The organism is Actinomadura sp. KC216 (assembly GCF_004348535.1).
GTDB lineage: Bacteria > Actinomycetota > Actinomycetes > Streptosporangiales > Streptosporangiaceae > Spirillospora.
Genome location: NZ_SMJX01000051.1, coordinates 12,969 through 37,757, shown reverse-complemented (window position 1 = coordinate 37,757; position 24,789 = coordinate 12,969). Strand labels below are relative to the sequence as shown.

Below are 24,789 nucleotides of genomic sequence, written 5' to 3'. Positions count from 1 at the left end.
GCGTGACCCACGAGGACGGCCGGGCCGACGGGCCGGACGAGAGGCTGCTGCAGCTCCTCTACTACTCCAGCTGGTTCATGCCGGCGTGGACCATGCCCATGTGGCGCAACTGCCCTGGCGCCCGGCCATGGTTCGGTCCCTGGCTCAAGCGAATGATCGGCCGCGGCCGGAGTCGGGTTCGCCGCCGATCACGGGGCGGTGCTCGCCCCTAGACCCCGCGGCCCTGGACCAGCTGGCGCGCGTCCGGGGCCGCGGTACCAATCCTCAGCGCGCCGGAGGTCCATATGCCCCCAATCAGCCCAGCCCGGCCTGTCGACCGGGACGACGACCAGCGCGGCGAGAGCGCGCCGGAGGATGGCTACGGCGCGCTGCTGCGCGACGCCTACGCGGCCGGGCCGCGGCGCGGCGCCCACCTGCAGATCATCGAGCGCGACGACGGGTTCGTGTCGATCGAGGACGCCTACCGCTACTTCACCAGGCCGGACGAGTGGATCGCCGGAGAGCGTCGCGCCGTGGCGCTCGCGTCCGGGCGGGCGCTCGACGTCGGGTGCGGCGCAGGACGGCACATGCTCGCGCTCACCGGCGACCGCGAGGTCATCGGGATCGACCCCTCGCCCGGCGCGGTCGCGGTCGCCCGCGCGCAGGGCCTGGACGCCCGCATCGGCACCGCCACCGACCCGGGTGACCTCGGCACCTTCGACACGCTGCTCATGCTCGGCGGGAACCTCGGCCTGCTCGGCAGTCGCGAGCACGCGCCCGTGGTCCTGGACAGCCTGGCCCGGCTCGCCCGGCCCGGCGCGCGGCTACTGGCGATCGGCCACGACCCGCACGAAGCCTCCGCCCCCGAGCACTGCGCCTACCACGACCGCAACGCCGACCGCGGGCGGCTGCCCGGACAGGTGCGCATGAGGGTGCGGTACAAGACGTGGACGTCGGACTGGTTCGACCGCCTGCTGCTCAGCCCGGACGAACTGCGCACCCTGCTCGCAGGCAGCGCGTGGACCCTGCGCGAGGCCACCTACTCGCCGAACACCGCCGGGTTCTACCTGGCCGAGATGACCCGCGCCGAAACCCCGGCGACCGCCCCCGCGACGTGCTAGGACAGCCCCATGACCACCGATCCTGAACTGCACGCGAAGATAGACGCCCTCACCGCACAGGTGTCCTCACTCGCCGGCGTGCTCGGCGTCTCGGAAGAGCCGGTCAAGGCGCGGCACGGAGCCGTGCCCGACCGGCTCACCGCCGCCGACGTGATGCGGACGACCTTCTGGACCACGCGGCTGGCGACCGGGTACGCGGTCGAGCAGGTCGACGCGTTCCTCGACCGCGTCGCCGAGGAGATCGCCCGGCTGACCGAGGAGCGGGACGAGGCGCGCCGGGAACGGGACGCACTCCGCTAATTGCTCACCGAGAGCCCTCGCATGCGCGCAGGCGAGGGCTCTCTGTCTGTAGGGAGATCAGTCCGGCTCGGTCACGTAGGTGCCCTTGGCAGGCAGCGTGACGACCAGCTCCCGCTCGCGCAGCTCCCGCACGGCGCGCCGTGCGGTCACGATGGACACCCCGTACTCCTCGGCCAGGTCCCGCTCGCCCGGCAGCCGCGCACCCGGCCGCAGCGCGTCGGCGATCCGCTCGCTGGCCCTGCCCTTCTCGATCCGGAGGGCAAGGTGGTCCGCCACCTGGGCATACATGTAGGCGTCCGGTCGCGGCTCGAACGGCGGGATCTCCTCTGCCATGCGCGTCACCGTAGAGCGGTGCCCTGCGGCAGGGTGTAGCGCATAGCGGCGCACCGCTCTCCACCGCTATGCACCGCTCTTATCCGCAGGTACCGTAACCCCTGGACGGGGTCCGGCGCCGATCTAGCGGGTTGTTGCCGGACTCCGTTCCTATGTGCGAGTGCTCGCCGAGGGTCGCTGGGGGCCTGACGAGATCGCCCCATTGGACTGATATGTCAGCTATGCGGGACGTATCCGCTATTACAAAATCAGTCACTTCGGTGCATGTACCATTTTGGCCGTTGCTCGCCAGACCGGATGAAATGCCTTTCAAGTGCACCTGCACATGCACTTATCGAGATGGATTTCCCGTCCCCTGGGTTATCGCGCTAGTCTCCGGATCAGCCCGCACATGAATCGCCTTGGCGCGCGCGCAAGGTGATCCTCATCTGCGCGGGCCGACCGGCCGCCCCCCAGGCCGGGGCAGGAGGGCGCGTCACGTCATGGACGAGCCCCAGGAAGGGAAAGCCGTCGACTCCGGTGGGCGATGCTGGATGACTTGCGTGCTGCTGGAACTGGCCAGACACGGCTCGTGGATCATCGCGCTCGTTCTCACGCAGTGACGGCTGGCGGCCCCTAATGGCCGCGGGGCCTGGTACCGCGCGCAGTCTGCGGGACGAGCGGGTACCAGGCCCCATCCCTGAGAGATTCTCAGGAGCCAGCATCGTAAGCAGCTTTTCGCAGCGATTGCGGCGCCCTTGCCAAGTATCTTCCGAATGTTCTGTGTCTTGTGACACAAGCCGGGCGCCGGTGAATGAATGTCTACCGCAGCGGTGCAAATTTCTCTACCGACTCGGGCAGGGCCTCGGTGGCGCCGCAGTTGTGGGACGCGAGGTTGCCATGCACGATCATCGTCTCGGTCCAGCAGCCGAGTGACAGGGCCACCGCCGCACACCTCAGCCTCGCCGCCGCTCTCCCGGATCGCGACGGCGGCGACGGTCACCGCGGGGGCGATCTGCGCTAGGTGGTCGAGGGGTGCGAGCCCATGGCGCGAGGCCCATGTGCCGACCGTACGAGGCAACGGACCAGTCCAGGGGCAAGCGATCAATATCCTGCCGAGCCGACCACGTTTCCCCAGGTCATAGCATGTGCGCGTGAGATGGGTCGGGCCGCGAGGGTGGGATGTCGAGCTGATCAAGCTGGATGGCCAGCCCGTGCTGAGGGCCCGCCAGCACCGGTGCCTGGTCGACTACTGCGCGAGCGTCCTCGACCTGGAGACCGTGCTCGCCCGAGGTGGCCTCACCACAGCCGACCTCGTCGAGGTGCTCCGGACACGCGGAAACGCCCCGCCCCCACCGCCGAAGCGAGGGGAGCGGGGCGTCGGGTCACGGCCGTGAGACCGTGACGGGGTTCGAGGTCAGCCTACCGGCGCGGGTCTGGCGTACCCGCGCCCGAGCGGATCTGCCGCCTGGTGAAGGACGGGCTCACCGGCGCGGAGTCAGCGCCTTGTACTCCGGCGCCTTCGCCGAGCCGAGCAGGACGCCGAACGTGGGCCAGTACGCTTCGAGCGCGCGGGCCAGGGCGTACCAGGCGCCGGACGCCAGCGCCACGGCGACGGCGGACGCCATGGCCGAGGTGTCCCCGTCCAGGACGATGCCCAGCTCGCGGGCGAGCCAGGTCAGCGCCAGGCCGACGCCGATGGGGACGTACGTCCGCACCAGGCTCAGGATGTAGTTGTTCACGATGAACTCCCATCTGCTCCCAGGGTGGGAGCTGGAGCGACGTTGCCGCTGGTGGCGGCGATAGATCCGTTGCGGATCAGCCGCGCCCGTTGCCGAGCGCGGCGTGCACGAAGGGGGCGCCGATACCGGATTTCAGGTACTGGCCCCGAGCGACCTGGCAGAGGATGACCGCATGGCCCTCCCACTGAATGGAGCCGACATGGCCGAGTTCGTCCCCAACCCCACCCAGGCGCTGAGGCTCAAGACCCTCGCCGAGGACGGGTCGGAGTATTTCGGCGAGAAGCTGGATACCTACCAGTCCATCCACGCCGCCGCTGCTGAGACCGGCGAGGCCATCTGTCCATGTCTCGGCTGCGACCCGGCCGCGCATCAGGCATTCCTGGAAGGAGCCGCTCTGCCGGAGGAGGCCGAGACCGTGGAGCACGCCGTCGAGATGATCAGACGCGCGATGGCCAACCCCACGAGCCGGGCGGGATCTCCTCGCCAGGATCCGGGGCCTCGCCGCGGGGGACGTTGAACTCGGCGAACCCGCCCTGCTCGCCCGGGGTGAAGACCCACAGGTGGACGTGCTCGTCGGAGTCGAGCGCGGGCACCTGGCCGGCCTCGACGCCGCGGGGGTCGAGGGTGGCTGTGGTGGCGGTGACGATCGCGGCGCGCATGGCGGTCAGGCCCTGCTTGCCGCGGTAGTGGACGATGCGGCCGAGCGTCGGCTTCACGCGTGCACCCGCAGCAGGACCGGCCAGGTCTGCGGCCCGACGACGCCGTCGTCGTCGACGCCACCCCACCGCTGGACGGCCTTCACGGCCGCCTCGGTCGTGGAGTCGAACCGCCCGGTCATGCGGACCTCGGGGTGGCTGCGCGCCATCAGGAGCCCCTGCAATGACTGGACGTGCTCACCGCGGTCGCCCTTGCTGAGCATGGGGAGCTTCTTCACCATGTCCTCCGTCCAGTTGCCCCCGCCGTACGCGGGGCGCCCGTAACCGGCGATCACGCTGGAACTCCTGACGCGGCGCTTCACCGCGTCGGAGGTGTTCGCCTCGATCGTCTGGAGCCGCCCGTCGCCGAGCACGACCTCCACCAGGCCCACGTGGTCGATCGCGCCGATGTTGTTCGTCGCGCCCCAGTCGAAGAAGACGATGTCGCCGGGCTTGGCCCGGTTGACGCTCGCGGTCGTCCCGCTGTGCCAGCGCCCGGCCTTCTGGAAGTCCTGCGCGTGCCACACCGTGTAGGCGCGATCCCCGCCCGGGAGGACGGCCGCGGCGTTGCCGCTGTGCCGGGCCCAGTAGGTGATGGCCATGTCGCACCAGGCCGCGCGCAGGTAGGCGTCCCCGTGCCGGGAGGCGTACTCTCGCGTGATCGCGTTCGGCCGGCCCGACGTGCCGATCCACTTGCGGGCCTCGGCGATCATTCCTGCCGCGGTCATCGGGCGCACCCCTGGCATCGGGTCTCGCCGTCGTCACCGCGCTCGAAGACGAACTCCGGGTCGACGCCGTCCGGCAGATCGCACGGGGCGAGCCCGCACACGGAGCACTCCATCAGCTCTCCCCTCGGAAGGCGCCGTCCCGGTCGGGCGGGCCGTAGAGGCGTTCGAGGACGAGATCCTCGTCGGCCTCGGTCGCCTGCGCGTCGCCGCGCGGCACAGGTGGCATTGGGTCGTTGTCTGCCACGTCAACCTCCGTTGCTCATCACCGCGATGAGGATCGCGGTCCCGGCGCCCGTCGCGCTCCCGAGCAGAGCGCAGATGATCGCCACGATCTGGATCGTCCGCTTGGATCGCTCGTCCAGCTCGGCGCGGGTGACGGCGGCGGCCTCGACCTTGTCCACCCGGTCGTCGACCTTGTCGACCTTGTCGTCCACCCGCCGGATCTCGGCGGCCTGATCCCGCGCCCGCTGGTCGGAGTGCTCGGCGCGCTGCACGAGCAGGTCCAGGCGGCCCTCGATCCGGGCCATGCCGGCGTCCATGGAGCCCTTCAGCTCGGTGATGGCCAGCTCCAGACGGGTCGGGTCGGGCGTGGTCATACAGCACCTCCGGGGATGCCTCGCGGCCGGATACGTCCGCGACCGCGCGCCGCCACTACGGAGCGGCGCACCATGCGGTCACGGCCGGGGGAGGGGATGGGCTCAGGAGGGGCGCCGTTCTTACGACACGGAAACCAGCTGGACGCCCCACGCGTACCAGACCTTGCTGGCGGGGGGCGTCCCGAAATGCCACGCCAGGATGCTCGCCCGCGCGGCCGACGCCGGGGCGGTGAACGTCCCCTCCAGGTAGGTCCAGACACCGGCCGCCGGGGTCGCCGCGGCGCTCGTGCTGCTGGACAGGAAGGTGCCTGCGGCATTGTGCCAGTTGACGACGATCTGGACGCCGAGGGTGCCGCCCGGAACGTGGGCCCACATCTGCCCCGTGTACTGCCCTCCTGGCGTGACGGTCCCAGCAGCGGACAGGGCGCTGACACCGGCACCGGCCGAGGACACGCCGTCCGGGGTGATCCGCATCGAGGCGACGCCGCGCGGATACACAACGGCGGTGGAGCGCACGATGCTCGCCTGAAAGGGCGTCCAGCCGGACAGGTCGGCCGAGAAGAACGGGTTGGCGTTCAGGGTGGTGACGGTCTTGCCCCTCGCCACGGTGGGCCCGCCCGGCTGAGCCGCCTTGACGGTCTGCGTGGGCATCGCCCAGGCTGCGGGCTGATCGAGCTCCAGGCGGCAGCTGTTGTCGGAGCTGGAGTACTCGGTGCTCATCACGCGCCACACAGTGCCGTCGTGCGCCTCTGGCGGGGTGGTCTCGCCATAGGAGTGGTCCTGGATCATCCCGCGCGGCTGCACATCGGTGATCTTGATGAGCTTGCCGGGGCGGATCTCCCACGGCTGCACCATCCGCGCCGCACCGGCATAGGACGTCTCGCCGGGGTCGTAGTACAGGATCGGGCGGCGGATGGTCATGGTGCCCGCGTTGCCAGTGCGGCGATAGTGGCTCAGCAGCCCGGCGAGCTCGGCGTCCCCGATCGTCTCGGCCGGCTCGTCCCGGGTGACGGTGATCGCGCGCGTGACGGTGGCATACGACAGGTCATTGCCCTCGAAGAAGTCGGGGAAGGTCTGGCTGTCGCCGTGACGCCCCGACAGGGCCTGCCGCGTCTGCTTGAAGCCCGGAGTCTCGTCCCACGCGGACTCGACGGGGTGCTTGTAGAAGATGTAGTTGTACAGGCCCTCGCCGCTGGGCTGCTCCTCCAGCCCGTCCAGGCTGGACGCCTGGTAGCCCCAGTTCAGCGGCCAGCGCGCCCACTCGAACCGGTAGCCGTAGTCGTTGCGCGCGTCGTCGGGGAAAATCTTGATGCCCTCGCCGTCGGTGGCTCCCCAGCGGCTCTCCCAGATGGCCCAGTACGCGTCGGGCTGGGCGAGCATCATGTCGCTGAGGATCTGCTCGGCCGTCGCACCGTCGAAGTAGGTCAGGTCGGTGAACGCGGCGGTCGAGGACGTGTCGATGTGCACGTCGATCGGGCGGACCTGGCCGGGGAAGGGCTTGTCGGAGCCGAAGATCCCATTCCCCTTGTGCCCGCTGTTCCAACCTTTGACCAGCAGCCGCCCGACGACGTCCTCGACCACCTGGGGAACGGTTACGTAGGCGCCGGGGTAGTCGGCCGGGTCCGTCAGCAGGGTTCCGTTCCGGTCCATCCGCAGGACCTGGACGACGGGGTTGGCGATGCGGCCGACGACCTTGTCCGGCGCGGAGGTGTAGTCCCCGAAGCCGGCGTTGTTGCCGACCCCCATCCGGATCTCCAGCCGGTAGGCATCGCTGACCTGCCAGCCGCCAGTTTCACCGAAGGAGCTCAGCGCGCCGTTGACACGTCGCCAGTGCCGGACGTTCTGGGTGAAGTTCGTCGCGTGGAAGAGGCCGTCGCCGCCCTGGTCCGAGCTGCCGTCCACGAAGACCGAGTTCCACAGGTGGTTGGGGTTCTGATCGCCAGCCCCTGCCGGAGCCGAGGAGGCGAAGGTGGCGTCGTAGCGGCCGATGTAGAGATTGCATTCGTCGGCGCGCTGGTGGGTCAGCGCCGTGAAGATCCCCAGTCCGGCGCCCGCGGGGCCGGGCCAGATGAGATTGCCCTCCCAGCGGACCTCGATCGTCTTGGTCGCCTCGTCCGCCTGGAACTGCCAGAAGTTCTCCGGCCGCTGCAGCCAGGACTCGATCGAGGAGTCGACGTAGAACATCGGCCGCTGGACGTCCGAGGCGGCGACGGCCGCGCCGAGGCAGCTCAGCTCCCACGTGTCGGTCTCGGTCGAGCGGCGCGGGCCCTCGATGCGCCCCTCCCACACGATCTCCGCGGACCTCATGTCGACGATCTGCACGCGGTTGAACAGACGGGCCAGCTCGTCGAAGGCGGACTTGTCCGCGCCGTAGAGGTGGCCGCTGGCCGGGCTGCTGGCGATGGAGGGCCGATGCAGGGTGATGGTCGCGCTGGCGAAGCCGCCGGGGATCGAGCTGCGGAAGGAGAAGTCGTCCACCGCCCGCGTGACCCAGACGTCGAAGGACGGCAGGAAGTTGTTGTAGATCCGCACCCCGAGCGGGATGGGCACGCCGTTGAGCAGCGTCTCGGGCGCGAGCGCGACCCGCGGCCCGACCACGTCGGCGGCGTCGGTCTCGGCTGCCTGGCCGATGGCCCGGGTCTTGGTGACCGCGAACGCCGACGCCGTGTCGGCCTCGACCGCCAGGCCGATCGGGATGATGCGGACCGGGGTGATGACGCCCGCCGCCTCGGACTCGGCGGCGCGGGCCGTCGGCGAGGCGAACCGCGTGGCGGCGTCGGCCTCGGCCGCCTGACCGAACGGGACGATCTCGCCACCGGCGATGAGCTGCGCGGCGTCGGCCTCGACGGCTTGGCCGATCGGGACCGTGCGCAGCGGGGTGATCGGCTGCGCGGCGTCGGTCTCGGCGGCCTGCCCGGTCACGACGGTCTGATCCGTCACGATCCGGTAGGTGGCGACGCATCCGGAGTAGGTGGTCGGCGCGCTCGTGGTGGCGGTGCCCTCGACGGCGGCGGTTGAGTTCAGGTAGATCCAGGCGACCTGCAGTCCGCGCTTGGTGCTCGCCGAAACAGTGTTGACCTGCGCGTCCGCGTTCCAGCCGCCCGTGGCCGTGATGTTCTGATCACTGCCGCGCCCGAACCCGTAGACTCCGTATGCCAGCTCGCGGGCCTGCTGCGTGACCGCCGTCGTCCCGGTGGAAAGGCTGGACGAGCTGCCGGGGTTGTCGTTGGCCTGCGTCCGGTCGAGCGGGCTGACGATCACATCGTCGAACGCGTTGGCCTGCAGGCACCACCTCTGCCGCCCCGCGCCGATCGTGACCGTGATCGTGTCGCCCACCTGCAGCGGCGTCGTCACCCGCCCGCGGAAGATCGCGCAGCTCGCAGTCGAGTTGCCGCTCCCCGCGTCCTCATCCACGGCGTAGGTGTTGCCGCGCGAGTCGGTGACCGACGAGATGCTGGGGATGGTGGTGTTGTCCTGGGACCAGACCACGGCCCCGAGGACCGTCCGCCCTGCCGCGACCGCCTGCCCGACCGTGACCGCGCCGACGGTGTTGGACGCCTCGACCGTGGCCGTGCCCAGGCGCCCCTCATGCGCCATGGATCAGCGCGTCCTCAGCCGGTGGCCCGGAAGAAGCCCGTCGCGGCGACCTGTGCCGTGATGCTGCTGCCGTCCGTGGTGACCGCGAAGTCATGGAAGGTCAGCGGGATGATCTCGGCGTCGGTGCCCGACCCGGTGGCCGGGTCGTAGCAGACCAGCAGCTTGACCAGCGTGTTGTTCAACGCGCCCCCGGCATTCGCCCACGTGATGTCGTTCATGTCGGCGTCGACGAGGTTGGAGGTGTCGTTGACATTCACGACCACGCCCGCCGCCGCGGCGCGCGCGTAGTTGGTGAAGTCGGCCTCGGTGTTGGCCGCCAGGACTGCGGCGAGCGTGTCGTGGTCGCGAAGCGTGTCATCGGCCTGCGCGACCTTCAGCAGCACCACGACGAGGCCGTCGCTCGCGGCGGGCAGGGTCGCGTAGTAGCCGGCCTTCCCGAGCGCGATATTGAAAACGCCGTTGGCCACGGCTTCCTCCTATGCGGTCGCTACGTCCAGCCAGCGCGGCCAGTAGCTGATCTCGACGGTGCGGGTATCGGAGAGGGCGCGGCTGGTGAGCAGGTACCAGCGGTTGGACACGCCGGGCACGAGCATCGGCAGGCCGCCGATGCGGGGGACGAGGCCGCCGCCGTTGTCGATCGTGCGGACCAGCCCGAAGGGGGTGGAGCCCGCGGCCATCCCGTACGTGCTGTCGTTCGGGCCGTCCAGGATGAGGAAGCCGTTCGCCCGGACCTGCTGCACCGAGCACAGCCGCTCGTCGGCCGGCATCAGGTAGACGTAGTCCAGATCGAGGGCCCCGGTCCCGGCGATGCGCGAGGCGTGGATCGCCAGCTCCTCGTCGACGAAGCCGGGCGGCAGGGCCGAGTAGCCGATACTCGACGGCGCCGTCGTGGCGGTCGGCACCTCCAGGATCCCGAGGTCGACCAGCCGGAACTCGCCATTGGGAATGGTGACGGTGACGGTCGGCCCGGGAGCGAAGGCGGGGCCGAAGCGCTCCCACCTCATCAAGAACGTGGAGTCGTCGGCGGCGGCGTCGACGGACGCCCGGACGAAGACGCGGTACCGGCCGCGGAGCGCCTCCGAGGAGGACGCGGTCGGCACGGTGACCGTGATGCGGCGCGAGACCAGGTTGTTCGTGGCGAAGGTCGTCCGGGTCCCCCGGTTCGGCGTCCCGCTGAACGTGGCCGGGGCGTTGAACGTGGCCGTGTCGACGCCCATGGTCCCGGACTCGGCCTGGACCCAGTTCGTCAGCGCGGTCGGGTTGTTGATGGTGCGCTGCGCGAGGACGATCGTGGTCTCGTCGCCGAGGTCGTCGATCCTGACGAACGCGGGCGTCGGCCCGTCCCCGACGATGCCCTGGATGTCGAAGCGGGTCGGATTCGTCACGGCCGCCGGGTCGTTGGCCACCGCGATGGGGGCCAAGTCGCGGCGGATGCCGATCGCGTACGGCTCGGCCGCGATGCTCGCCTTGATCTGCCACACCGAGCCCGGGACGAACTGCGTGTCCAGCTCGAAGCTGTCCGACCGCAACGTCCGGAAGAACACCGGCCGGTCGTGCAGCTGCGACTGGTACATCAGCAGGTTCGCGGGCTTGGCCAGCTCCTTCTCGAACGCCTTCAGCTGGCTGACCCGCTGCGCCTCGGTCTCGCCGTGCAGCCGGACGGTGAACTGCAGCTCCCGCAGGTCATACGACGCCGCGGTGAGAATGCCGCCGTCGATGAGCGCGTTGCGGACCAGGCTGCGGTTCACCGGCGGCGGGGAGATGTTGAAGTCCTCGCTCGACGTCCGCCAGTCCGCGCCGTCGTTCATGTCGAGCAGCGTGGAGTGGACCTCCTCGGGCCGGTCCACGAACTTCCAGGTGCTCGGCATCAGCCCGTCCGGCGGCGCTGGTCGGTGCCCCGGCCGATGTGCTTGGAGACGATTTCGGCCACCTGCTTGCCGTCCATGTCGACCTTCAGGCCGGAGCGGCGAAGGCCCTCGGCGACGGCGTCGGCGATGGCGCGCGCGGACAGCCCTTCGCGGGATCCGGCGGCCGAGGTCCGCGCGAGGCCCGGCGGGACGCCCATCCCCGGGGCGCCGGGCGTGGCGAACGCCGGGACGGCCGCGCCCGCCATCCGGACGGCCGCCGCGCCGATGGCGCGCTGGGTGGAGTCCATGCCGAGGATGAGGCCCTGGCCGATGTTGCGGCCCAGGCCCATGAAGACCTTCGAGGGGGAGCTGATGCCGAGGACGCGGCGGACGGGGCCGGGGACGATGTTGCGGACCAGATCACCGATCCAGCCGGCGATCTTCCCGGATATCGAGACGATGCCGTTCCACAGCCCCACCAGCACGTCGCGGCCCGCGCCGTAGAGCAGGCGGCCCAGGCCGCCGACCGCGCGGATGATCCGCCCCGGCAGGCCGGTCAGCCAGCTGAGGAGTGCCTGTGCCCGGGAGACCGCGCCGTTCTTGATCTGGGTCCAGTGCGACAGGATGATGCCGACCGGGTGGTACTTCAGGAAGACGTTGACGATGCCCTGCGCGACCTTCTTGATGAAGTTCCACACGGCGTTCCAGGCCGCGACCGTCCCGTTCTTGATCTTGTCCCAGTGCTTGATGATCAGCCCGTAGAGGGTGAAGTTCAGGAAGAGGGTCCAGATGAACCCGGCGATCTTCTTGATCCACTTCCAGATGAAGTCCCAGGCGGCGAGCGTGGCGGCCTTGATCTTGTCCCAGTTCTTGACAATCAGGACGACCAGGCCGACGATCAGCGCGATCACCAGCGCGATCGGGTTGGCCATCAGCCACGCGGCGGCCATGATCGCCGCCTGGGCCACCGCCCTGGCGGCCATGGCCACCCACTGCGCGATCACCCGGGCCGCGGCGGCGGCCGTGCTGGCGATCATCCGCGCCGCCGTCGCGGCGAAGCTGGCGGCCATCCGCGCGAGCGAGGCGATCACCCGCGCGGCGGCGATGGCCATGCGCTTGGCCAGGCGGCCAGCCGCCGCCGCGACCTTGTCCAGCCCCACTAGCTTGCCGAGTCGCGCCAGTGCCCCGCCGAGCAGGCCGAAGCCCTTAAGGAGTGGCCCGATCTTGCCGGTGACCAGCCCGAGGAAGATCAACCAGGCCAGGAACTGCGAGACCGCCCCGCGGACCGGGGCGGGCAGCGCGGCGAACCATCCGGCGAGGGTGGCGATCACGCTGGCCACGCCGGGGAGGATCGTCAGCAGGTCCCGGGCGATCTGCCCGAGCAGCGCGAAGGTCTGGGTGAGTTTCTGCTGACCCTCGGTGCTCTGGGTCCACGTCGCGAACTTCGCGGTGAGCTGCTCGATCGTGTCGAGCAGGGATCCGGCCTGCCCGGACGCGGGGCCGAAGATCCCGCCGAGCGCCATGCCGAGGTTCTGCGCGATCCGCCACAGCTGCGAGAGCGTGTCCCGCGCGTTCATGAAGAACGTCAGCAGCACCGCCGTACCGTGCGCCGACTGCGTCCACCTTGCCAGCGCCGCCGCACCGGCTGCGATCACCGCCAGCAGGTTCCCGCCGCCCGCCGTGGCCGCCCTGAACACCGACATGAAGATGATGCCGAGACTGCGCAGGATGCTGCCGAACAGCTTGAGCGTGTAGAGGGCGTTGCTGAACCACCGCGCCGCCTGACCGCTCGCGGCGATCTTCTCCATCCACTTGCCGGTCGCCGTCGCCAGACGCGCGAGGCCGGTGCCCATCCGGGGCACGACGCCGAGAAAGGCGTCGGCCAGGGCGCGGAACCCGCGCAGCAGCGGCGCGACCCCCTTCCCGGCGTTGTCGATGCTCTTGCCCAGCGAGGCGAACACGCGCTCCAGGAAGCTGATCGACTTCCGCTCGCGGGCGATCTGGACGATCCGGGCGCCGACCCGCCCCATGGACGTCGCCACGCCCGCCATGCCCCGCTGGATGGGACCGCGCAGCAGCGCGCCGAGCCCCTTGGACTCGGCGACCAGCGGCCGGAAGAACGCCTGCTGCACGTTGGTGCGCAGGCCGAACATCGCCAGGCCGACCTCGCGCACGACCTTGCGGGCGGCCGGGGGCAGCTTCTCCAGCGCCTCCTCGAACTTGTCGAGCTTGCCCGCGACCGCCTGGCCGATCGCGGCCCCCACACCGGTGAAGGCCAGCTTCAGCGTCTGCAGCGCGGCGACCACGGTCACCGCCAAGGCGGGCAAGGCGACGGCCAACCCTGCGGCTTGGGCGAGCGCCCCGGCCAGAGCGAGGCCCAGCCCCACGACGCCTCCCGTCGCCGGGCCGAGCGCCGTCGCGAGGCTGATCGCCGCGCCCGCGAGGACGACCAGCCCACCGGTGCGCGCCGCCTTGCCGACGCGGTCGAGCTTGCGGTCGAGCTTGTCGAGCGAGCCGTTGATCCGGTCGATCACCCGGCGGACGTTGCGGTCCTGCGCCCGGATGCGGATCAGGAGGTCACGGATCGTCGCCAATCTCCTCGACCTCCTCGGGGCGTGCGGGCGCCTCCCAGCGCGGCAAGAAGTCACCGGGCTGGGCGGCCTTGCCCTTGTCCCGGAAGGCGTTGGAGATCACGGCGGCGAGCAGCGAGGCGAGGTGGTCGTCACGCTCGGAGGCGAGCGGGCCGTAGAGCCGCTCGTAGACCATCCACTCGGTCAGCTCGTAGGAGGAGATGCGGGCGAGCATCTCGCCCTTGGTCATGCCACCCAGGGCGAGGGTCAGCCTGTGGCGGAAGGCTCGTCCTGGGTCTCGCCGAAACCCTCCTCGATCTCCTTCATGTCCTCATCGGTCACGCCGGACAGGCGCTGCGCGGTCTCGAAGAGCCGGTCGAGCGCGGCGGCGTTCTTGGATCCGAGCTTGATCACGTCGGACGGCGTGAAGAGCAGCTGCCCGTCCCCGTCCACCGCCGACAGGGCGACGAGCTTGGCGCGGGCGTTGCGCATGTTCGCGACCTGCTTCTTGCCGACCTGGCGGATCATCGAGTTCTCCCACTCGTCCCGCTCGGCGCCGGTCAGGGAGCGCAGCCGCACGTCACCGCCCCACTCCGGGCAGGCGACGACCTCGTACGTCCGGTCGTCGGCGGCGAGGATCTGCTCTCTGGACAGCAGGCTCATGCGTCGCTCGCCTTCTCGTCGGGGTCGTCGGTGATGCGGATGCACACCCGGTGCGTTGCGGCGTGCTCGCCGACGGCATATCTCCACGCACGCCCGTCCGCGCCACGGTCCTTACCTGGGTGATGGGCGAAGACTTCGGCGTGGACGGCCTCGTTGTGGAACTCCAGGGACAGCAGGTCGCGGACGTTGAAGCCGAGCGACTCGGCCAGCGCGGCGACCTTCGAGCGCGGCACCGACGCGGGGACACCCGGCAGGATCTGGCTCGTCATGCCGGGACCGCCACGTTCTCGGCCGGCTCGGAGGTGATCGCGAAGCTGACGTTCACGACCGCCGCGTCGCCGCCCTCGACGTCGATCGGCATGCCGACGCTGGAAACCCGGACGGGGAAGACGCGCATCTTGCGGCCCGCGACATCGCCGCCGTCGAAGATCATGATGTAGCCGGCGTCGCCGCGCTGCAGCAGGCCCCGGACGTCCGTGCCGTCCTCGGAGGCGTAGAACGCCAGCGACGAGTCTTCCGCCGAGGTCCGGCCCGGAATTTTGCCCGTAAATTCGGAGTCCAGGTCCGGGGTCTCGACGTTCTCGCTTTCGGTGACCCAGCCGTCGGCGTTCTGGACCTCGCGAGTGAGGTCGGTGCCCGCGTTGATCTCGGCGCGCAGCGGGTTGTTCTTGTTCGCGAGCGTGTCCGCCCAGACGATCTTCGTGACGCCGGGGTTGATGTACCGCAGGGACGCGGTGATCGGCGTAGCAGGCATCAGCTACTCCTCCTCGCTCTTACGCCGACGCCGCGGCGCGGCCTTCTTGGGGTCGGGGCCGGGCTCGCCGTCCTCGGTGTCGTCCTCGGGGTCCGGCGGCGGGGGATCGGGAGCGAACGTCCAGCCGGAGGCGCGTCGCATCGCCACGCCGGACTCGGGCACCTCGATGACCCGGCCCGGCAGGTCGGGGTGCTCCAGCCGCACCAGCGGGCGCTTCACGGGACACGCACCGCGATGATCTGCAGGCCGGTCGCGTCGTCGTAGGTGATCGCCGCGCGGCCGGTCGACGGATTGCGGTATAGGTCCGGGACGGGGATCACGTGGATGCCGGTTGTCGCCGCGATGGTGAACGGCCGGTCGGCCACCGCCAGGTCGCCGTCGACGACCTGCGGGGTCGCGAGCGTCAGCGTGCGGGCCACGCCGCCGGTGTTGCGGACCAGCAGGTAGACGCCGACGCCGGTCGCGCAGTCGTCCCCGCCGGGCGCCGCCGCGGAGGCGGTCAGAAGGCTGTCGACGCGCAGCCCCGCGTGGGGCGCGACGTTGGTAGGCAAGGCGGTCATGACCCTCCTCGGGGGCAGGACGGAGCGGGGAGCGCAGGGGAGAAGGGCTCAGCGGAATCCGGCGTCGCGGGTGACGCGGTCGACGGCGTCGGCCATCGCGGCGAACGCATCGTCGGCCTTGGCGTCGAAGGCGGGGCCGAGGTAGGGGCGGGCGCGCTGGGAGTACCAGTACGACCGGTTGCCGAACAGGGGGTGCTTGAAGGTCCCCGGCTTGCCCTCGTTCTCGTAGTGGGTGGCGTGCGGGGCGCGCCTTCCGTCCGTGCGGACGTCGACGGCGGGATCGCGGCTGAAGCGGACGGAGAGCCGGGTCGCGCTGGGGATGCGCGAGGACCATGAGGCGTTGAGCTGCGCCTGGCGCAGCAGGTCCCGTCCCGCGCGCTGCAGCGCCGGGCGCATCTGGACACGCAGCTCGCGGGGGATCTGATCCAGGTCGCGGATCAGATCCCGGACCTCGTCGTCGGCCATCAGCGCGTGAAGGCGTCCACGGAGATGACGAAGCGGACCGTGGCCGTGGCGCCCTTGGAGGTCTGCTCCTGCGCAAGCGCGCCGGTGGACAGGCGCGCGCGGTTCACCAGCCCGCCGAGGCGCTGGTCGCGCTCCAGCTCGGCCGCGAGGGCGTCGATCATCTCGTACACCCGGTCGCGGACGGCCTTGGCGTCGTGCTGCTCGCCGCGCCACGACGAGGCCAGCGAGGTGATCTCGTACTGCTCGCGGTCGGGCGAGGTGGCGAGCTGCTGGCGGGTGCGGGTGTCCTCCACGGACGGCGCGCCCGGCGGGATCTGGAAGCCGATGCAGATCACGTCCGGCTCGGTGTCCCGGTGCGGACCCCCGTCCAGCACCTGGACCTCCGGCAGGACGAGCCGCGTCCGCCGGACCAGCTCATCGATCACGGCCGGGACGGTGGAGATGCTCACGCCGGGCTCTGCTTCTTGTCGTCCGGAAACGGCGGTTCGGTGGCCAGCGGCACGATCCGCGGTCGGGTGACCACCCGGTTGGCCGCATAGTCCACGACGGGCCCGCCGTCCTCGCCGGTCACGAATTCGGTGACATGCAGCTCCGAGCCGTCCTTACCGGCCATGACGGCGACGCATCCGGCCGCGACCGAGCCCGGCTCGATGCCGTGCTCCCTCAGCCACACGGTCAGCGCCGCCTGTTCGTCCCCGGTCAGTTCCCGTGCTGGGAGCGCCCAGCTGCAGAACGTCCCCATCACTGCACCTCCGTGCCGGGGTCGTACACGGCGATCTGCTGGACGCCGGCGAGGACGAGGACCTCGACGCCCGGCAACCGCTCCTGCAGCTCCTTGCCGACGCTCGCGGTGTGCTCGGCGCTGAGCGCCTCCGGCAACGTCACGATGAGCGTCTGCCCCGGCTGCACCGTCAGCGCCGTGTGCCCCGCCACGGGCACGGCCTCACGCGGCACCTGACGAGGCCGCGGCGCGGGCGGGGGAGCGTCCTTGCCTGTGATCCGCTCGTCCAGGCTCATCCGATCAGCACCTCCGAGGTGGGGTTGTTGCCGAGGCCGAGCAGCTCTCGGACGCGGATCGGCAAGGCGTAGGCGATGCCAGGGATGATCGGCTGCTCGTTGTCGGCGATCGCGGGACGGCCGCCGCCTGCGTTGAGCTGGGAGGCGCGCCACAGGTGCGCGGCCAGCTCCAGTCCGGCGAGGCGAACGTTTCCGGGCAGTGGATCCCTGCCGGCCTGGTAGGTGACGCGGACCTCGCCGGGGAAGCGGGAGGTGTGCGTCAGGACCCCGGCGCCCGGCTGGAGCATCAGCCATCCGTCGGCGCCGGTGCCCCGGTCGCCCTCGGGGACGAGCTCCAGGCCGGGCAGCCGCTCGACCTTGGTGATCGAGACGACCGGCTTGTGCTCCAGCACGATCACGTCCGTCCACGAGCGCGCCTCCACCACGGCCGTGACCTCGGAGACCTCGCCGATCCGCTCCCGGATCGCCTCGCACGCGGCGCTGACGAAGCCCGCCAGCTCGGCATCGTCCGCCGTCGAGGTCTTGTCCATGTGCGCCTTGACCTCGGCGACGGTGATCCAGTCGGCCGGGACAGTGGTCAGCACGGAGTCAGCGCTTCACCGGCTGGACGCCCAGGATCGCCACGGCGTCGATCAGGCCGCCGGTCGTCGCCCCCGCCGTGGTCAGCGTGATCCGTACGTACCGTTTCGGGCCGACGTAGCCGACCTCGTGAGCGCGCTCGTCATTGGCGGTCCCGACGGCGGGCGCGGTGCCCTGGACATCCGCGGCGGCGGCGGCACCCCAGACGCTGCCGTTGTCGGAGTCCTCCACGGCGACGGTGTGCGTGCCGTCGGTAACCGTGCCCGCATTGATCACGAAGGTGACGGACCGGTAGTAGACGTCGTTGACGAACCGGTCGATGGTCGCCCCGTTGACGGCGCCGTCCGTGCGGGCCGTGCTGGGTGCCAGCGCCTGGGCCGCCCGGACGTTGTTGTAGGTCGTGCGCCTCACTTCGCCCCCTCCTTGTCGCTGGCACGGGCCGTCGCGGCGGCCTCCTTGGGGCCCGCCTCCGGCGTCTTGTTCGACGCGTCCAACTTGGCGGCCCGCGGCCTGCGAGCACGGGTCACGGCTCGTTTCTCGCCCGGGTCGGCCGTGGCCTGCTCGACTTCACGGTCGAGATAGTCGTCCAGCGGCTCGAACAGCGACTCGTCGGCCAGCAGGTCGCGGCGGCCGGTCAGGATCGGGTCGTCGTCCCTGACGATTTTGTCGGCGGGGATGATCCGGTTGCCGCCCCCGGGCCGGGCGAAGGCGACGGCCTTCTTGGCGCGGTAAATCTTGCCCATCGGCATGACTCCATTCGTTGGTCGGACCGGCGGCCGGGCTCGTGCGCTGCGGCCGCCGGTCCGCGTATCAGCCGGTCTTGAGCATCCGGAAGGCGCCGTCGTTCACGCTGTCGGCCCCGGTCCGGTAGGAGGCGAACCAGCCGCGCTGTCCGCTCGGCCGGTTGTTGGCCGTGTGGAACAGGTGCGGGATGAACTCGACCGTCATGCCGACGCGGTCGGCGATGACGTAGTTGCGGAAGTCGCCGAAGACCAGGATCTTGTTCCCGGTGGTCAGGGCGCCCGCCATGTCCTCGGCCTCCAGGGCCTGGCGCCCGAGCAGCAGCTCCGGCGTGCCGTTGCCCAGGTTGGTCCAGAACCCGCCGCCGCCCGAGGTGTCGAACTGCCGGATCAGGTTGTAGATGAGCGTGTTGCCCAGCCACGAGGCCATCCGGCGGTACCGGGCCCCCAGTGCGCCATGGACGTCGTACAGGTCGTCCAGCACGAAGCTGGCGACGCCCGCCGCCGTCAGCTCACTGGCCGTGCCGGTCAGCGCGGTGACGATGCCGGTCGGCTGGCCGACGCCCGAGCCGGTGACGAAGGCCGCCGCCTCCAGGTCGGTGCGGCCTTCGGCCAACAGCTCGGCCACGGTCGCGGTGACGTTGGCCTCGTCGGCCAGCGCCTCCATCGAGATCGGCACGAACCCGCGGGCGGTGTAGATCGGGATGGACGGCTGGGCGAAGGTCGTGGAGTCGTCGGACACCTCCGACGCCTCGGCGTCCCAGCTCCAGGACACCGCGCCCGAGGAGACACCGTTCCAGACGTCCCCGGTGGCGATCACCTGCCTGGCGACTCGGCGGATCTCCGAGACGGAGATGTCGCCGGAGATGATGACAGTCGGGTCCAGTTGGAACGGCACCAGGTAGCCGCCCGCCGAGTCCGTCAGGGACATCGCCCGGAACGCTTCGGCCTGCTGCCAGGCGATGCGCTCCTCGTAGGTCAGGTCGGCGCCCTGCGGGTCGCGCGCCTTCTTGCACCACGCCCGCATGTACGCCGGGCTGGAGGTGTGCAGGATCAGCCGGGCGATGTAGGCGTTGCGGTCGTCCCACCGCTCCAGAATCCGCGTGCCCGACTCGCGGATCTGGTCGTTGGCGCCGGGCATCTTCTCGATCGCGCACAGGGCGCGGGCGGCCAGCTCCTGGTTGACCTCATCGGGGTCGCGGCCCCACTGCCGGACCTCGCTGATGTCCCACGGGTTGCGGAACCGGCGGTCCTCGACGCTGTCGGGGTTCAGGATCGGGTCCAGGTCGTACCCGTCGGCCTTGTTCACCGGGGTGCCGCGCTCGACCTTCAGGGCGGCCGGACCACGGTCCACGGCCTTGGTCGCGGAGCGGACCCGCTCCAGTGCCGAGCGGCGCTCCATCTGCCGCCGGTGGTCATCGACCTCGGCGAATTCGCGAGTCAGCTCGTCGAACAGCTGCTCGTCCTCGACGGTGAGGTCTTCCTTTTCTCCCAGGCGCTCCAGTTCGGCCTGGATGTCGCGCAGGCGGATCACGGCCTGCGAATGCGACAGCTCCATCATCTCTCCTCGATGGCGGCCAGACGCTCGGCCATGAGCCCGCTGATCTCGCGGATCTGCGAGCGGAGCCGGTCTGACGTCGATGGATCTACCGGCGGGTGCCCATCGAGGGGCGGCGCGTCGGTGCTCTGCGGCGGGTGACCGTCCCCGATTGCGGGGGCGGTCGGCGCGCCGGCGGAGCGGGCTTGCGGGACGGACGGGTGCCCTTCGGGCGGCGCGTCCGGAGTCTTGGGGTCGGCACCGAACAGGAGCGCCCTGGCGACCTCGCGGCGCATGGCCGGGTCGTCCAGGTCCTGGTCGGTGGTGGGCGGCGCGGGCGCCTGGCGAGCCAGCGCGGCCCGCACCTCGCGGCGCAGGTGGTCGTCGGAGCGAATCTCGGCGGCCAGGGTGGCAGCCCGCACGCCCACGCTGGTCCCCTCGTAGGCGGGGAAGACCACGGGGCCGAGCTCGCGGACCTTCAGCTCGATGAGCGTGCGCTCCAGCGGCCCGCGGTCGCCCGGGTCCCACAGCAGGTGCGCCAGCTCGTCCGGCTTGACGAGCTTGCCGTCCTTGTCGCGCCACTCGTCGCGCACGACGCTGAACCGGAAGCTCATGCCGTCCACCGAGCCGTCGCGGATCGCGTCCCGGACCGGCTCGATCAGCCAGTTGTCCGACAGGCGCGCCGAGACGTACAGGCCCTGATCGTCCTCACGCAGATCGGTGATCGCGCCGATGGGGATGCTGCCGACGAGCGGGTGCCTGCCGTGGTCGAACTGCATCACCGGGGTGCGCTCGCGGATCGATTTGCGGAAGGCGCCCTTGCGGATCACCTCGGTGAAGGTGCCTTCCCAGCTGTCGATCTCCGTGGGCTGGCCGAACACCGCGGCGTAGCCGTCCAGCGTCAGGCCGTCGCCCTCGCCCTCGCCGTCGCGCTGCTCGAACGGCACCGAGCGCAGCAGGTCGTCTTTTGCGATCACGTCGCCTCCGTCCCGGCCTCAAGCGCGGGCTGTTCTTGCGGATCGGTCTGGTCGGTGGGCTGGCCGCTGCCGGGCGGCTGGAGCTGCACGGAGAACAGGCCGGTGTGGCGGCCGCGCAGCAGAGCCATGTCCTCCGACTCGACCGCCTCGATCACGAAGTCGGGATCGAAGCCGGCGTCCGTGAGATGCCGGATCGTGGCTGCCTTGCGGTACTGGATGTCGGCGGCGTCCTTGCGGTCCTCGCGAAGAAATGGCACGTCGCGGGCGTCGTACCAGGCGCGTGCGCCGGGCGGGACGCGCAGCAGCGGGTCCATCGAGCCGGCCGCCGAAGCCCAGAGCGGATGCATGGTTCCGTCGGCGAGACGTCGGCGCGCCTGCCCGTAGTTGCCCTGGTTCAGGGAGCTGCCCTGGAGGCCCTCGGAGAGGCCGACGATTACGGGCGGGACTCCGGCCGCGGCCGCGATGCGGGTCTCGCCCGCCCCCTGGACGGCTTTGAAGTCCAGCTCCTTGAAGTCCTTGCCGACCACGGTGACGTCAGCCCCGCCACCCAAGTACAAGGTCTTGTAGGCGTTTCGGAAGCCCTTGTGCTCGGCGTCCATCGCGGCCTTGAACCGCTCGAAGTCCTCCCGCTTGATCGCCGAGTCCAGCCGGACGACCAGGTTCGGCGTCGCCGCGTTGGCCAGGAAGCGGCCCTTGTGGTCGCTCATCGCGCCGTCGTTGCGGATCTCTCGCAGGACCGGCGTGAGCCAGCTCATCCCGCGGTAGGTCGCCAGCGGGTCCGGCATCGGGGCGAAGTGGGCGACCTCGTCCACCAGCAGCGGGATCGAGTCGCCGCCGCCCGGCCGGTAGCCGCCCTCGGTGTACAGGTAGCCGACCTTGCGGTAGCCGAGGATGCCGTCGCGGAAGATCCGCGGCTCCAGGATGATGTCCACCCAGTCCGGGCGGAGGCGCACCATCTCGCCGTCGAACGTCGTCCAGTACGAGTTGCCGGCCAGGTCGGCGTCCTGGATCATCCGCGACAGCAGGTCCTGCGTGGTGCCACCTACCCATGGCCGCTCCAGTAGCGCCAGCGACGCGTCGCCGAACAGGTTGCCGGGCCGTCCGCCGCGCATCTGCTGGTACTGGAACCGCACCGCGGAGAAGACGAGCTGCCGGACCGCCATGCAGGCGAACACCACACCATTCGCTCCGTAGGCGCGTGTCGCATACTCGACAAAGTCCGCCGCGATCGACTCGACCGGCGCGCCGTTCTGGGATAGCTGGACGTTCGCGCCTGTCAGGCCATAGACGTGTCCGTTGTAGACGAACTCGTTGAGCGCGTTGGCGTAGTCCTCCAGCGTGGTGATCGACCGCTCGCCGCGCTTGAACAGGCGCCCGAAGACGCTCATCCGTCCACCGCCCAGGGCTCCACGGCAGTCGTCACTTCGCCTCCTCACCCGCGTGGGCTGCGATCTGGTCACGAGCGAGCGGAACCGGTCCGCTGGGCGTGAGGTCTCAGTAGCGTCGTCGACCCGGCACGCGAATCGAGGGGAACCGCGTGGAGATCGCCAAGCTCATCCTGGAATTCGTGAAGGCGTTGGTCTGGCCGCTCGTCTTCGTGATCGCCGTCTTTGTCTTCCGGGATCAGATCCGCGACGCCTTCCAGCGAGCGAGGACGATCGACGCGATGGGCGTGAACGTCGAACTCGCCGAGCGCGTCGAGGAGGCGCAGGAAGCTCTAGAAGAGGCGCAAGCAGAGGCGAGGAGACCGGTAGCGCCAGAGACAGACACGCCCGTGAGCGCTGAAACGGCGGCCAAGGCGCGGCAGGTACTCAAGGAAGTCCTCTCAATTATGCGAGAGAACCGGTTGGATTTCTCTGCGGCCTCTCGGGTCACCAAACTGCATCGTGCCCTCACCGCGACCGCGCACGCTTTCGGTTTTCGGCAGTATGGCCCCTACATGGCCAGACGCATTGCCGAGGAGACAAACCTCTGGGGCTGGCCAGCCCTGGTCGACACAACGCGGCTCCTGGTACGCCTTATGCCTATCGAAGACGCAGGAAGGGATGTCGAATTGCAAGAAAGCCAGCGTGTCAGTTCGACAGATATCCGCTTGATCCGCGGCATGGCTTCTCAAGCGATGGAGACCCTCACAACCCTGCTGGGAGAGACTGCCTACACGTACGACGAACAAGCAGCCCCCTAACTACGACGCCGTCTGGGAGTCACACATACACGGCCCACGGCTGCGCGGGCTCGTCCTCTTCGGGCGGACGGGTCAGGAAGGCCCAGCGGGCGAGGGTGACCGCGATGAGCGGGGACGGGTCGACCGAGGCGGCCCGCCGGTCCCACACCCACGCGTCGCCGAGATAGCGCCTGCTCGCGCCCGCCACGGCCGCCGTGAGCGCCGGGTGCGGTCGGATGCGCACGCTCGGCGTCCAGTCCGGCGGCGCGTTCCTCGGCCGCACGATCGCGTCGTACAGGCCGCCGCACGCCGCCCCGGAGTCGCGGCCCTTGATGAGCGTCAGCTCCATCCGGACGTCCTCGTCCAGCTCCTCCAGGGCGTCGTTGATGTCCGGCGCCAAGCTGCCGGTGGGCCCGGCCGGAGCGATCGCCACCACGCACGGCCGCCACTTGGCCACCAGCTGCGCGAGCCTGCCCGGCGCCCACGAGGTGCCCGGCTGGTAGGCGACGACCTCCGTATGCAGCAGGCCGTCCTCGCGTAGGCCCGCCACCGCGATTGCCGCGGCCTGCCGGTCCGGAGCGACCTCGACGGTGAACGCGACCGGGTCGAGCGGGCGAGACGTCTCGTCGGCGACCGCCTCGAAGGCCGGCTGAGGGATGACCTTCCAGCCGCCGCCGACGGTGGGGTAGTTGCCGACCGACAGACGCTCGCGGGCGAACCCGCGCTCGCTCATCGAGTCCCGCTCGTTGGCGATGTGCTCCACCGACAGCCGGATCCCCAGGCCAGGGTTCGTCTTTGCCCAGGTCAGAGGGCTGTCGGGGTCGTCATGTTCGGTGCAGTCACGCTCGCACTCCGGCGTGTGCAGCTCGGCGGACCACTCAAAGTACGCCAGACGGCCGGGCTTATCCGACAGCGCCCGGGTCCTGACGCGGGTGATCTGCTCGCAGGGGGCCAGGTCCTTGTCCGGGGCGCTGCCGCCGTACCACAGCTGCGGGTTCGGGATGGCCGACATGGTCGGCATGAGCGCGTCCACGCTGGCATTGGACAGGTGCTGGCTCTCGTCCCAGATGTTGCAGTGGCCGGTGAACCCGCGGCCCGACCCCGTGCTCCTGGCGACGAACCGGAGCCGCTGCCCCTTCGGGCACTGAGGCGTCGGCAGCAGCTCGACGCCCTCTTCGCCGCGCGTCCGGTCGACCCGCTTGACCCGCTTGCGGAACTGGGCCGTCCCGGAGATCAGGTCCTCGATGCGGCGGAACATCTCCTGCGCGGTCTTGAACTCGTGCGCGCTGTAGAGGATCAGCCGCTCGTCCAGCAGGAACAGACCGGCCAGGACGCGAGCCTCGAAGACGCCGCCCTTCCCGTTCTGGCGGGCGACGATCATCGCCGCCTCGAAGGCCGCCCAGGACCCGTCCGCCCGCTCACCCAGCCCGTCGCGCAGGATGAGCCGCTGCCAGGGGTCGAGGTCGAGGCCGGCCTGGGCCGCGAGCGCCACCGCTTCGTCGCCCGACGTCGCCACGTACTCCGGCACGACGTGGATGGTCGGCTCCTGCCGCCCGATCAGCGGCGTCTCCTCGGAGACGGTCACGCCGTTCCCCGGCGCCGCTTCTCACGCTGTGCGCGGATCTCGTCGACCGTGTCGGTCTCTTCCTTCTGTGGGGCAAGTTCCCGCAGGTCAGAGAGGTATTGACGGAGCTGGCCGTGCAGCAGGGATGCGGAGGCGGGCGAGACCTTGCCCTGGTCCAGCCGGCGCGCGACGTCCAGCGCCGAGACCGCCAGCGCCGACGAGACGATCTCCGCGCCCCAGCCCTCCAGCTCCGCGTGCAACGCCGCCTCGACCGGCCCCACG

33 protein-coding genes are annotated in these 24,789 nt (G+C 70.4%); 4 read left to right on the top strand and 29 right to left on the bottom strand.

Going from position 1 to position 24,789, the window contains the following annotated elements; genetic code table 11:
• The first annotated feature begins 284 nt into the window (after positions 1-284).
• Both E1264_RS11865 and E1264_RS11860 read left to right on the top strand, forming a co-directional pair.
• Positions 285-1,100: a class I SAM-dependent methyltransferase gene (locus E1264_RS11865; protein WP_132172619.1), complete on the top strand. Its 816-nt coding sequence runs from the start codon at positions 285-287 to the stop codon at positions 1,098-1,100.
• A 9-nt stretch (positions 1,101-1,109) separates the two neighbouring features.
• Complete coding sequence (locus E1264_RS11860) at positions 1,110-1,400, top strand: DivIVA domain-containing protein (RefSeq protein WP_132172617.1); 291 nt, start codon at positions 1,110-1,112, stop codon at positions 1,398-1,400.
• A gap of 57 nt (positions 1,401-1,457) precedes the next feature.
• Here the strand turns inward: E1264_RS11860 and E1264_RS11855 are convergent, their stop codons facing one another.
• Positions 1,458-1,733 (bottom strand): winged helix-turn-helix domain-containing protein, encoded by a 276-nt coding sequence (locus tag E1264_RS11855; RefSeq protein WP_132172615.1) that lies wholly within the window; start codon positions 1,731-1,733, stop codon positions 1,458-1,460.
• Positions 1,734-2,866: 1,133 nt separating this feature from the next.
• Here E1264_RS11855 and E1264_RS11850 point away from each other — a divergent pair.
• Positions 2,867-3,109 (top strand): hypothetical protein, encoded by a 243-nt coding sequence (locus E1264_RS11850; protein WP_132172613.1) that lies wholly within the window; start codon positions 2,867-2,869, stop codon positions 3,107-3,109.
• Positions 3,110-3,196: 87 nt separating this feature from the next.
• Here E1264_RS11850 and E1264_RS11845 read toward each other — a convergent pair whose 3' ends face one another.
• The 26 genes from E1264_RS11845 to E1264_RS11725 all read right to left on the bottom strand — a co-directional run bounded on the left by E1264_RS11845 (position 3,197) and on the right by E1264_RS11725 (position 22,167).
• Positions 3,197-3,454 (bottom strand): hypothetical protein, encoded by a 258-nt coding sequence (locus tag E1264_RS11845; RefSeq protein WP_207935865.1) that lies wholly within the window; start codon positions 3,452-3,454, stop codon positions 3,197-3,199.
• Positions 3,455-3,530: 76 nt separating this feature from the next.
• Complete coding sequence (locus E1264_RS11840; RefSeq protein ID WP_132172609.1) at positions 3,531-3,878, bottom strand: hypothetical protein; 348 nt, start codon at positions 3,876-3,878, stop codon at positions 3,531-3,533.
• A gap of 13 nt (positions 3,879-3,891) precedes the next feature.
• Positions 3,892-4,170 (bottom strand): hypothetical protein, encoded by a 279-nt coding sequence (locus E1264_RS11835; protein ID WP_132172607.1) that lies wholly within the window; start codon positions 4,168-4,170, stop codon positions 3,892-3,894.
• On the bottom strand, positions 4,167-4,877 hold the full coding sequence (locus E1264_RS11830; RefSeq protein WP_132172605.1) for a peptidoglycan-binding protein: 711 nt from the start codon (positions 4,875-4,877) through the stop codon (positions 4,167-4,169). The genes E1264_RS11835 and E1264_RS11830 overlap by 4 nt, the downstream gene beginning before the upstream one ends.
• A 112-nt stretch (positions 4,878-4,989) precedes the next feature.
• Positions 4,990-5,121, bottom strand: coding sequence for a hypothetical protein (locus E1264_RS45905; protein WP_279490430.1), 132 nt, complete (start codon positions 5,119-5,121; stop codon positions 4,990-4,992).
• A 1-nt stretch (position 5,122) separates the two neighbouring features.
• Positions 5,123-5,473, bottom strand: a complete 351-nt coding sequence (locus tag E1264_RS11825; RefSeq protein WP_132172603.1) for a hypothetical protein — start codon at positions 5,471-5,473, stop codon at positions 5,123-5,125.
• Positions 5,474-5,593: 120 nt separating this feature from the next.
• A complete protein-coding gene (locus tag E1264_RS11820) occupies positions 5,594-9,070 on the bottom strand; it encodes a carbohydrate binding domain-containing protein (RefSeq protein ID WP_132172601.1) in 3,477 nt (1,158 codons plus the stop codon).
• A gap of 14 nt (positions 9,071-9,084) precedes the next feature.
• Positions 9,085-9,537 carry a hypothetical protein gene (locus E1264_RS11815; protein WP_132172599.1) on the bottom strand — a complete coding sequence of 151 codons (453 nt, stop codon included), beginning with the start codon at positions 9,535-9,537 and terminating at the stop codon, positions 9,085-9,087.
• 9 nt (positions 9,538-9,546) lie between these two features.
• Positions 9,547-10,938: a hypothetical protein gene (locus tag E1264_RS11810; protein ID WP_132172597.1), complete on the bottom strand. Its 1,392-nt coding sequence runs from the start codon at positions 10,936-10,938 to the stop codon at positions 9,547-9,549.
• Entirely contained in the window at positions 10,938-13,511 is a 2,574-nt protein-coding gene (locus E1264_RS11805) for a hypothetical protein (RefSeq protein WP_132172595.1), read from the bottom strand. The genes E1264_RS11810 and E1264_RS11805 overlap by 1 nt, the downstream gene beginning before the upstream one ends.
• Entirely contained in the window at positions 13,495-13,737 is a 243-nt protein-coding gene (locus E1264_RS11800; RefSeq protein WP_207935864.1) for a hypothetical protein, read from the bottom strand. Before E1264_RS11800 ends, E1264_RS11805 begins: the two co-directional genes overlap by 17 nt.
• Before the next feature lie 17 nt (positions 13,738-13,754).
• The gene (locus E1264_RS11795) at positions 13,755-14,150 is read right to left on the bottom strand and encodes a hypothetical protein (protein WP_132172593.1); all 396 of its coding nucleotides are present in this window, start codon (positions 14,148-14,150) and stop codon (positions 13,755-13,757) included.
• Complete coding sequence (locus E1264_RS11790; RefSeq protein WP_132172591.1) at positions 14,147-14,419, bottom strand: hypothetical protein; 273 nt, start codon at positions 14,417-14,419, stop codon at positions 14,147-14,149. Before E1264_RS11790 ends, E1264_RS11795 begins: the two co-directional genes overlap by 4 nt.
• Positions 14,416-14,904, bottom strand: coding sequence for a hypothetical protein (locus E1264_RS11785; protein ID WP_132172589.1), 489 nt, complete (start codon positions 14,902-14,904; stop codon positions 14,416-14,418). Before E1264_RS11785 ends, E1264_RS11790 begins: the two co-directional genes overlap by 4 nt.
• A 3-nt stretch (positions 14,905-14,907) precedes the next feature.
• Complete coding sequence (locus E1264_RS11780) at positions 14,908-15,123, bottom strand: hypothetical protein (RefSeq protein WP_132172587.1); 216 nt, start codon at positions 15,121-15,123, stop codon at positions 14,908-14,910.
• Positions 15,120-15,464, bottom strand: a complete 345-nt coding sequence (locus tag E1264_RS11775; protein WP_132172585.1) for a hypothetical protein — start codon at positions 15,462-15,464, stop codon at positions 15,120-15,122. The genes E1264_RS11780 and E1264_RS11775 overlap by 4 nt, the downstream gene beginning before the upstream one ends.
• 48 nt (positions 15,465-15,512) lie before the next feature.
• Positions 15,513-15,929 carry an HK97 gp10 family phage protein gene (locus tag E1264_RS11770; protein WP_132172583.1) on the bottom strand — a complete coding sequence of 139 codons (417 nt, stop codon included), beginning with the start codon at positions 15,927-15,929 and terminating at the stop codon, positions 15,513-15,515.
• On the bottom strand, positions 15,929-16,378 hold the full coding sequence (locus E1264_RS11765) for a hypothetical protein (protein WP_132172582.1): 450 nt from the start codon (positions 16,376-16,378) through the stop codon (positions 15,929-15,931). Before E1264_RS11765 ends, E1264_RS11770 begins: the two co-directional genes overlap by 1 nt.
• On the bottom strand, positions 16,375-16,671 hold the full coding sequence (locus tag E1264_RS11760; protein ID WP_132172580.1) for a hypothetical protein: 297 nt from the start codon (positions 16,669-16,671) through the stop codon (positions 16,375-16,377). Before E1264_RS11760 ends, E1264_RS11765 begins: the two co-directional genes overlap by 4 nt.
• Positions 16,671-16,946, bottom strand: a complete 276-nt coding sequence (locus E1264_RS11755; protein ID WP_132172578.1) for a hypothetical protein — start codon at positions 16,944-16,946, stop codon at positions 16,671-16,673. Before E1264_RS11755 ends, E1264_RS11760 begins: the two co-directional genes overlap by 1 nt.
• On the bottom strand, positions 16,943-17,530 hold the full coding sequence (locus E1264_RS11750) for a phage gp6-like head-tail connector protein (RefSeq protein ID WP_132172576.1): 588 nt from the start codon (positions 17,528-17,530) through the stop codon (positions 16,943-16,945). The genes E1264_RS11755 and E1264_RS11750 overlap by 4 nt, the downstream gene beginning before the upstream one ends.
• Positions 17,531-17,534: 4 nt before the next feature.
• On the bottom strand, positions 17,535-17,936 hold the full coding sequence (locus E1264_RS11745) for a hypothetical protein (protein ID WP_132172574.1): 402 nt from the start codon (positions 17,934-17,936) through the stop codon (positions 17,535-17,537).
• Positions 17,933-18,268: a hypothetical protein gene (locus E1264_RS11740; protein ID WP_132172572.1), complete on the bottom strand. Its 336-nt coding sequence runs from the start codon at positions 18,266-18,268 to the stop codon at positions 17,933-17,935. Before E1264_RS11740 ends, E1264_RS11745 begins: the two co-directional genes overlap by 4 nt.
• Positions 18,269-18,335: 67 nt before the next feature.
• A complete protein-coding gene (locus E1264_RS11735; protein ID WP_165964131.1) occupies positions 18,336-19,826 on the bottom strand; it encodes a phage major capsid protein in 1,491 nt (496 codons plus the stop codon).
• Positions 19,823-20,779: an HK97 family phage prohead protease gene (locus tag E1264_RS11730; RefSeq protein WP_132172570.1), complete on the bottom strand. Its 957-nt coding sequence runs from the start codon at positions 20,777-20,779 to the stop codon at positions 19,823-19,825. The genes E1264_RS11735 and E1264_RS11730 overlap by 4 nt, the downstream gene beginning before the upstream one ends.
• Positions 20,776-22,167: a phage portal protein gene (locus E1264_RS11725; RefSeq protein ID WP_132172568.1), complete on the bottom strand. Its 1,392-nt coding sequence runs from the start codon at positions 22,165-22,167 to the stop codon at positions 20,776-20,778. Before E1264_RS11725 ends, E1264_RS11730 begins: the two co-directional genes overlap by 4 nt.
• A 149-nt stretch (positions 22,168-22,316) precedes the next feature.
• Here E1264_RS11725 and E1264_RS11720 point away from each other — a divergent pair, with 149 nt between their 5' ends.
• The gene (locus tag E1264_RS11720; RefSeq protein ID WP_132172566.1) at positions 22,317-22,964 is read left to right on the top strand and encodes a hypothetical protein; all 648 of its coding nucleotides are present in this window, start codon (positions 22,317-22,319) and stop codon (positions 22,962-22,964) included.
• A gap of 19 nt (positions 22,965-22,983) precedes the next feature.
• Here the strand turns inward: E1264_RS11720 and E1264_RS11715 are convergent, their stop codons facing one another.
• Positions 22,984-24,528: a terminase gene (locus E1264_RS11715; protein WP_132172564.1), complete on the bottom strand. Its 1,545-nt coding sequence runs from the start codon at positions 24,526-24,528 to the stop codon at positions 22,984-22,986.
• Positions 24,525-24,788, bottom strand: coding sequence for a hypothetical protein (locus E1264_RS11710; protein WP_132172562.1), 264 nt, complete (start codon positions 24,786-24,788; stop codon positions 24,525-24,527). Before E1264_RS11710 ends, E1264_RS11715 begins: the two co-directional genes overlap by 4 nt.
• Position 24,789 lies beyond the last annotated feature (1 nt).

Excerpts from the sequence above, each read along its gene's own strand:
- E1264_RS11795 (WP_132172593.1), bottom strand. The coding sequence starts at position 14,150 with ATGAGCCTGCTGTCCAGAGAGCAGATCCTCGCCGCCGACGACCGGACG.
- E1264_RS11800 (WP_207935864.1), bottom strand. The coding sequence starts at position 13,737 with ATGACCAAGGGCGAGATGCTCGCCCGCATCTCCTCCTACGAGCTGACC.
- E1264_RS11775 (WP_132172585.1), bottom strand. The coding sequence starts at position 15,464 with ATGACCGCCTTGCCTACCAACGTCGCGCCCCACGCGGGGCTGCGCGTC.
- E1264_RS11735 (WP_165964131.1), bottom strand. The coding sequence starts at position 19,826 with ATGATGGAGCTGTCGCATTCGCAGGCCGTGATCCGCCTGCGCGACATC.
- E1264_RS11820 (WP_132172601.1), bottom strand. The coding sequence starts at position 9,070 with ATGGCGCATGAGGGGCGCCTGGGCACGGCCACGGTCGAGGCGTCCAAC.
- E1264_RS11825 (WP_132172603.1), bottom strand. The coding sequence starts at position 5,473 with ATGACCACGCCCGACCCGACCCGTCTGGAGCTGGCCATCACCGAGCTG.
- E1264_RS11860 (WP_132172617.1), top strand. The coding sequence starts at position 1,110 with ATGACCACCGATCCTGAACTGCACGCGAAGATAGACGCCCTCACCGCA.
- E1264_RS11830 (WP_132172605.1), bottom strand. The coding sequence starts at position 4,877 with ATGACCGCGGCAGGAATGATCGCCGAGGCCCGCAAGTGGATCGGCACG.
- E1264_RS11760 (WP_132172580.1), bottom strand. The coding sequence starts at position 16,671 with ATGGGGACGTTCTGCAGCTGGGCGCTCCCAGCACGGGAACTGACCGGG.
- E1264_RS11755 (WP_132172578.1), bottom strand. The coding sequence starts at position 16,946 with ATGAGCCTGGACGAGCGGATCACAGGCAAGGACGCTCCCCCGCCCGCG.
- E1264_RS11790 (WP_132172591.1), bottom strand. The coding sequence starts at position 14,419 with ATGACGAGCCAGATCCTGCCGGGTGTCCCCGCGTCGGTGCCGCGCTCG.
- E1264_RS11855 (WP_132172615.1), bottom strand. The coding sequence starts at position 1,733 with ATGGCAGAGGAGATCCCGCCGTTCGAGCCGCGACCGGACGCCTACATG.
- E1264_RS11810 (WP_132172597.1), bottom strand. The coding sequence starts at position 10,938 with ATGCCGAGCACCTGGAAGTTCGTGGACCGGCCCGAGGAGGTCCACTCC.
- E1264_RS11865 (WP_132172619.1), top strand. The coding sequence starts at position 285 with ATGCCCCCAATCAGCCCAGCCCGGCCTGTCGACCGGGACGACGACCAG.
- E1264_RS11785 (WP_132172589.1), bottom strand. The coding sequence starts at position 14,904 with ATGCCTGCTACGCCGATCACCGCGTCCCTGCGGTACATCAACCCCGGC.
- E1264_RS11770 (WP_132172583.1), bottom strand. The coding sequence starts at position 15,929 with ATGGCCGACGACGAGGTCCGGGATCTGATCCGCGACCTGGATCAGATC.
- E1264_RS11725 (WP_132172568.1), bottom strand. The coding sequence starts at position 22,167 with ATGAGCGTCTTCGGGCGCCTGTTCAAGCGCGGCGAGCGGTCGATCACC.
- E1264_RS11740 (WP_132172572.1), bottom strand. The coding sequence starts at position 18,268 with ATGGGCAAGATTTACCGCGCCAAGAAGGCCGTCGCCTTCGCCCGGCCC.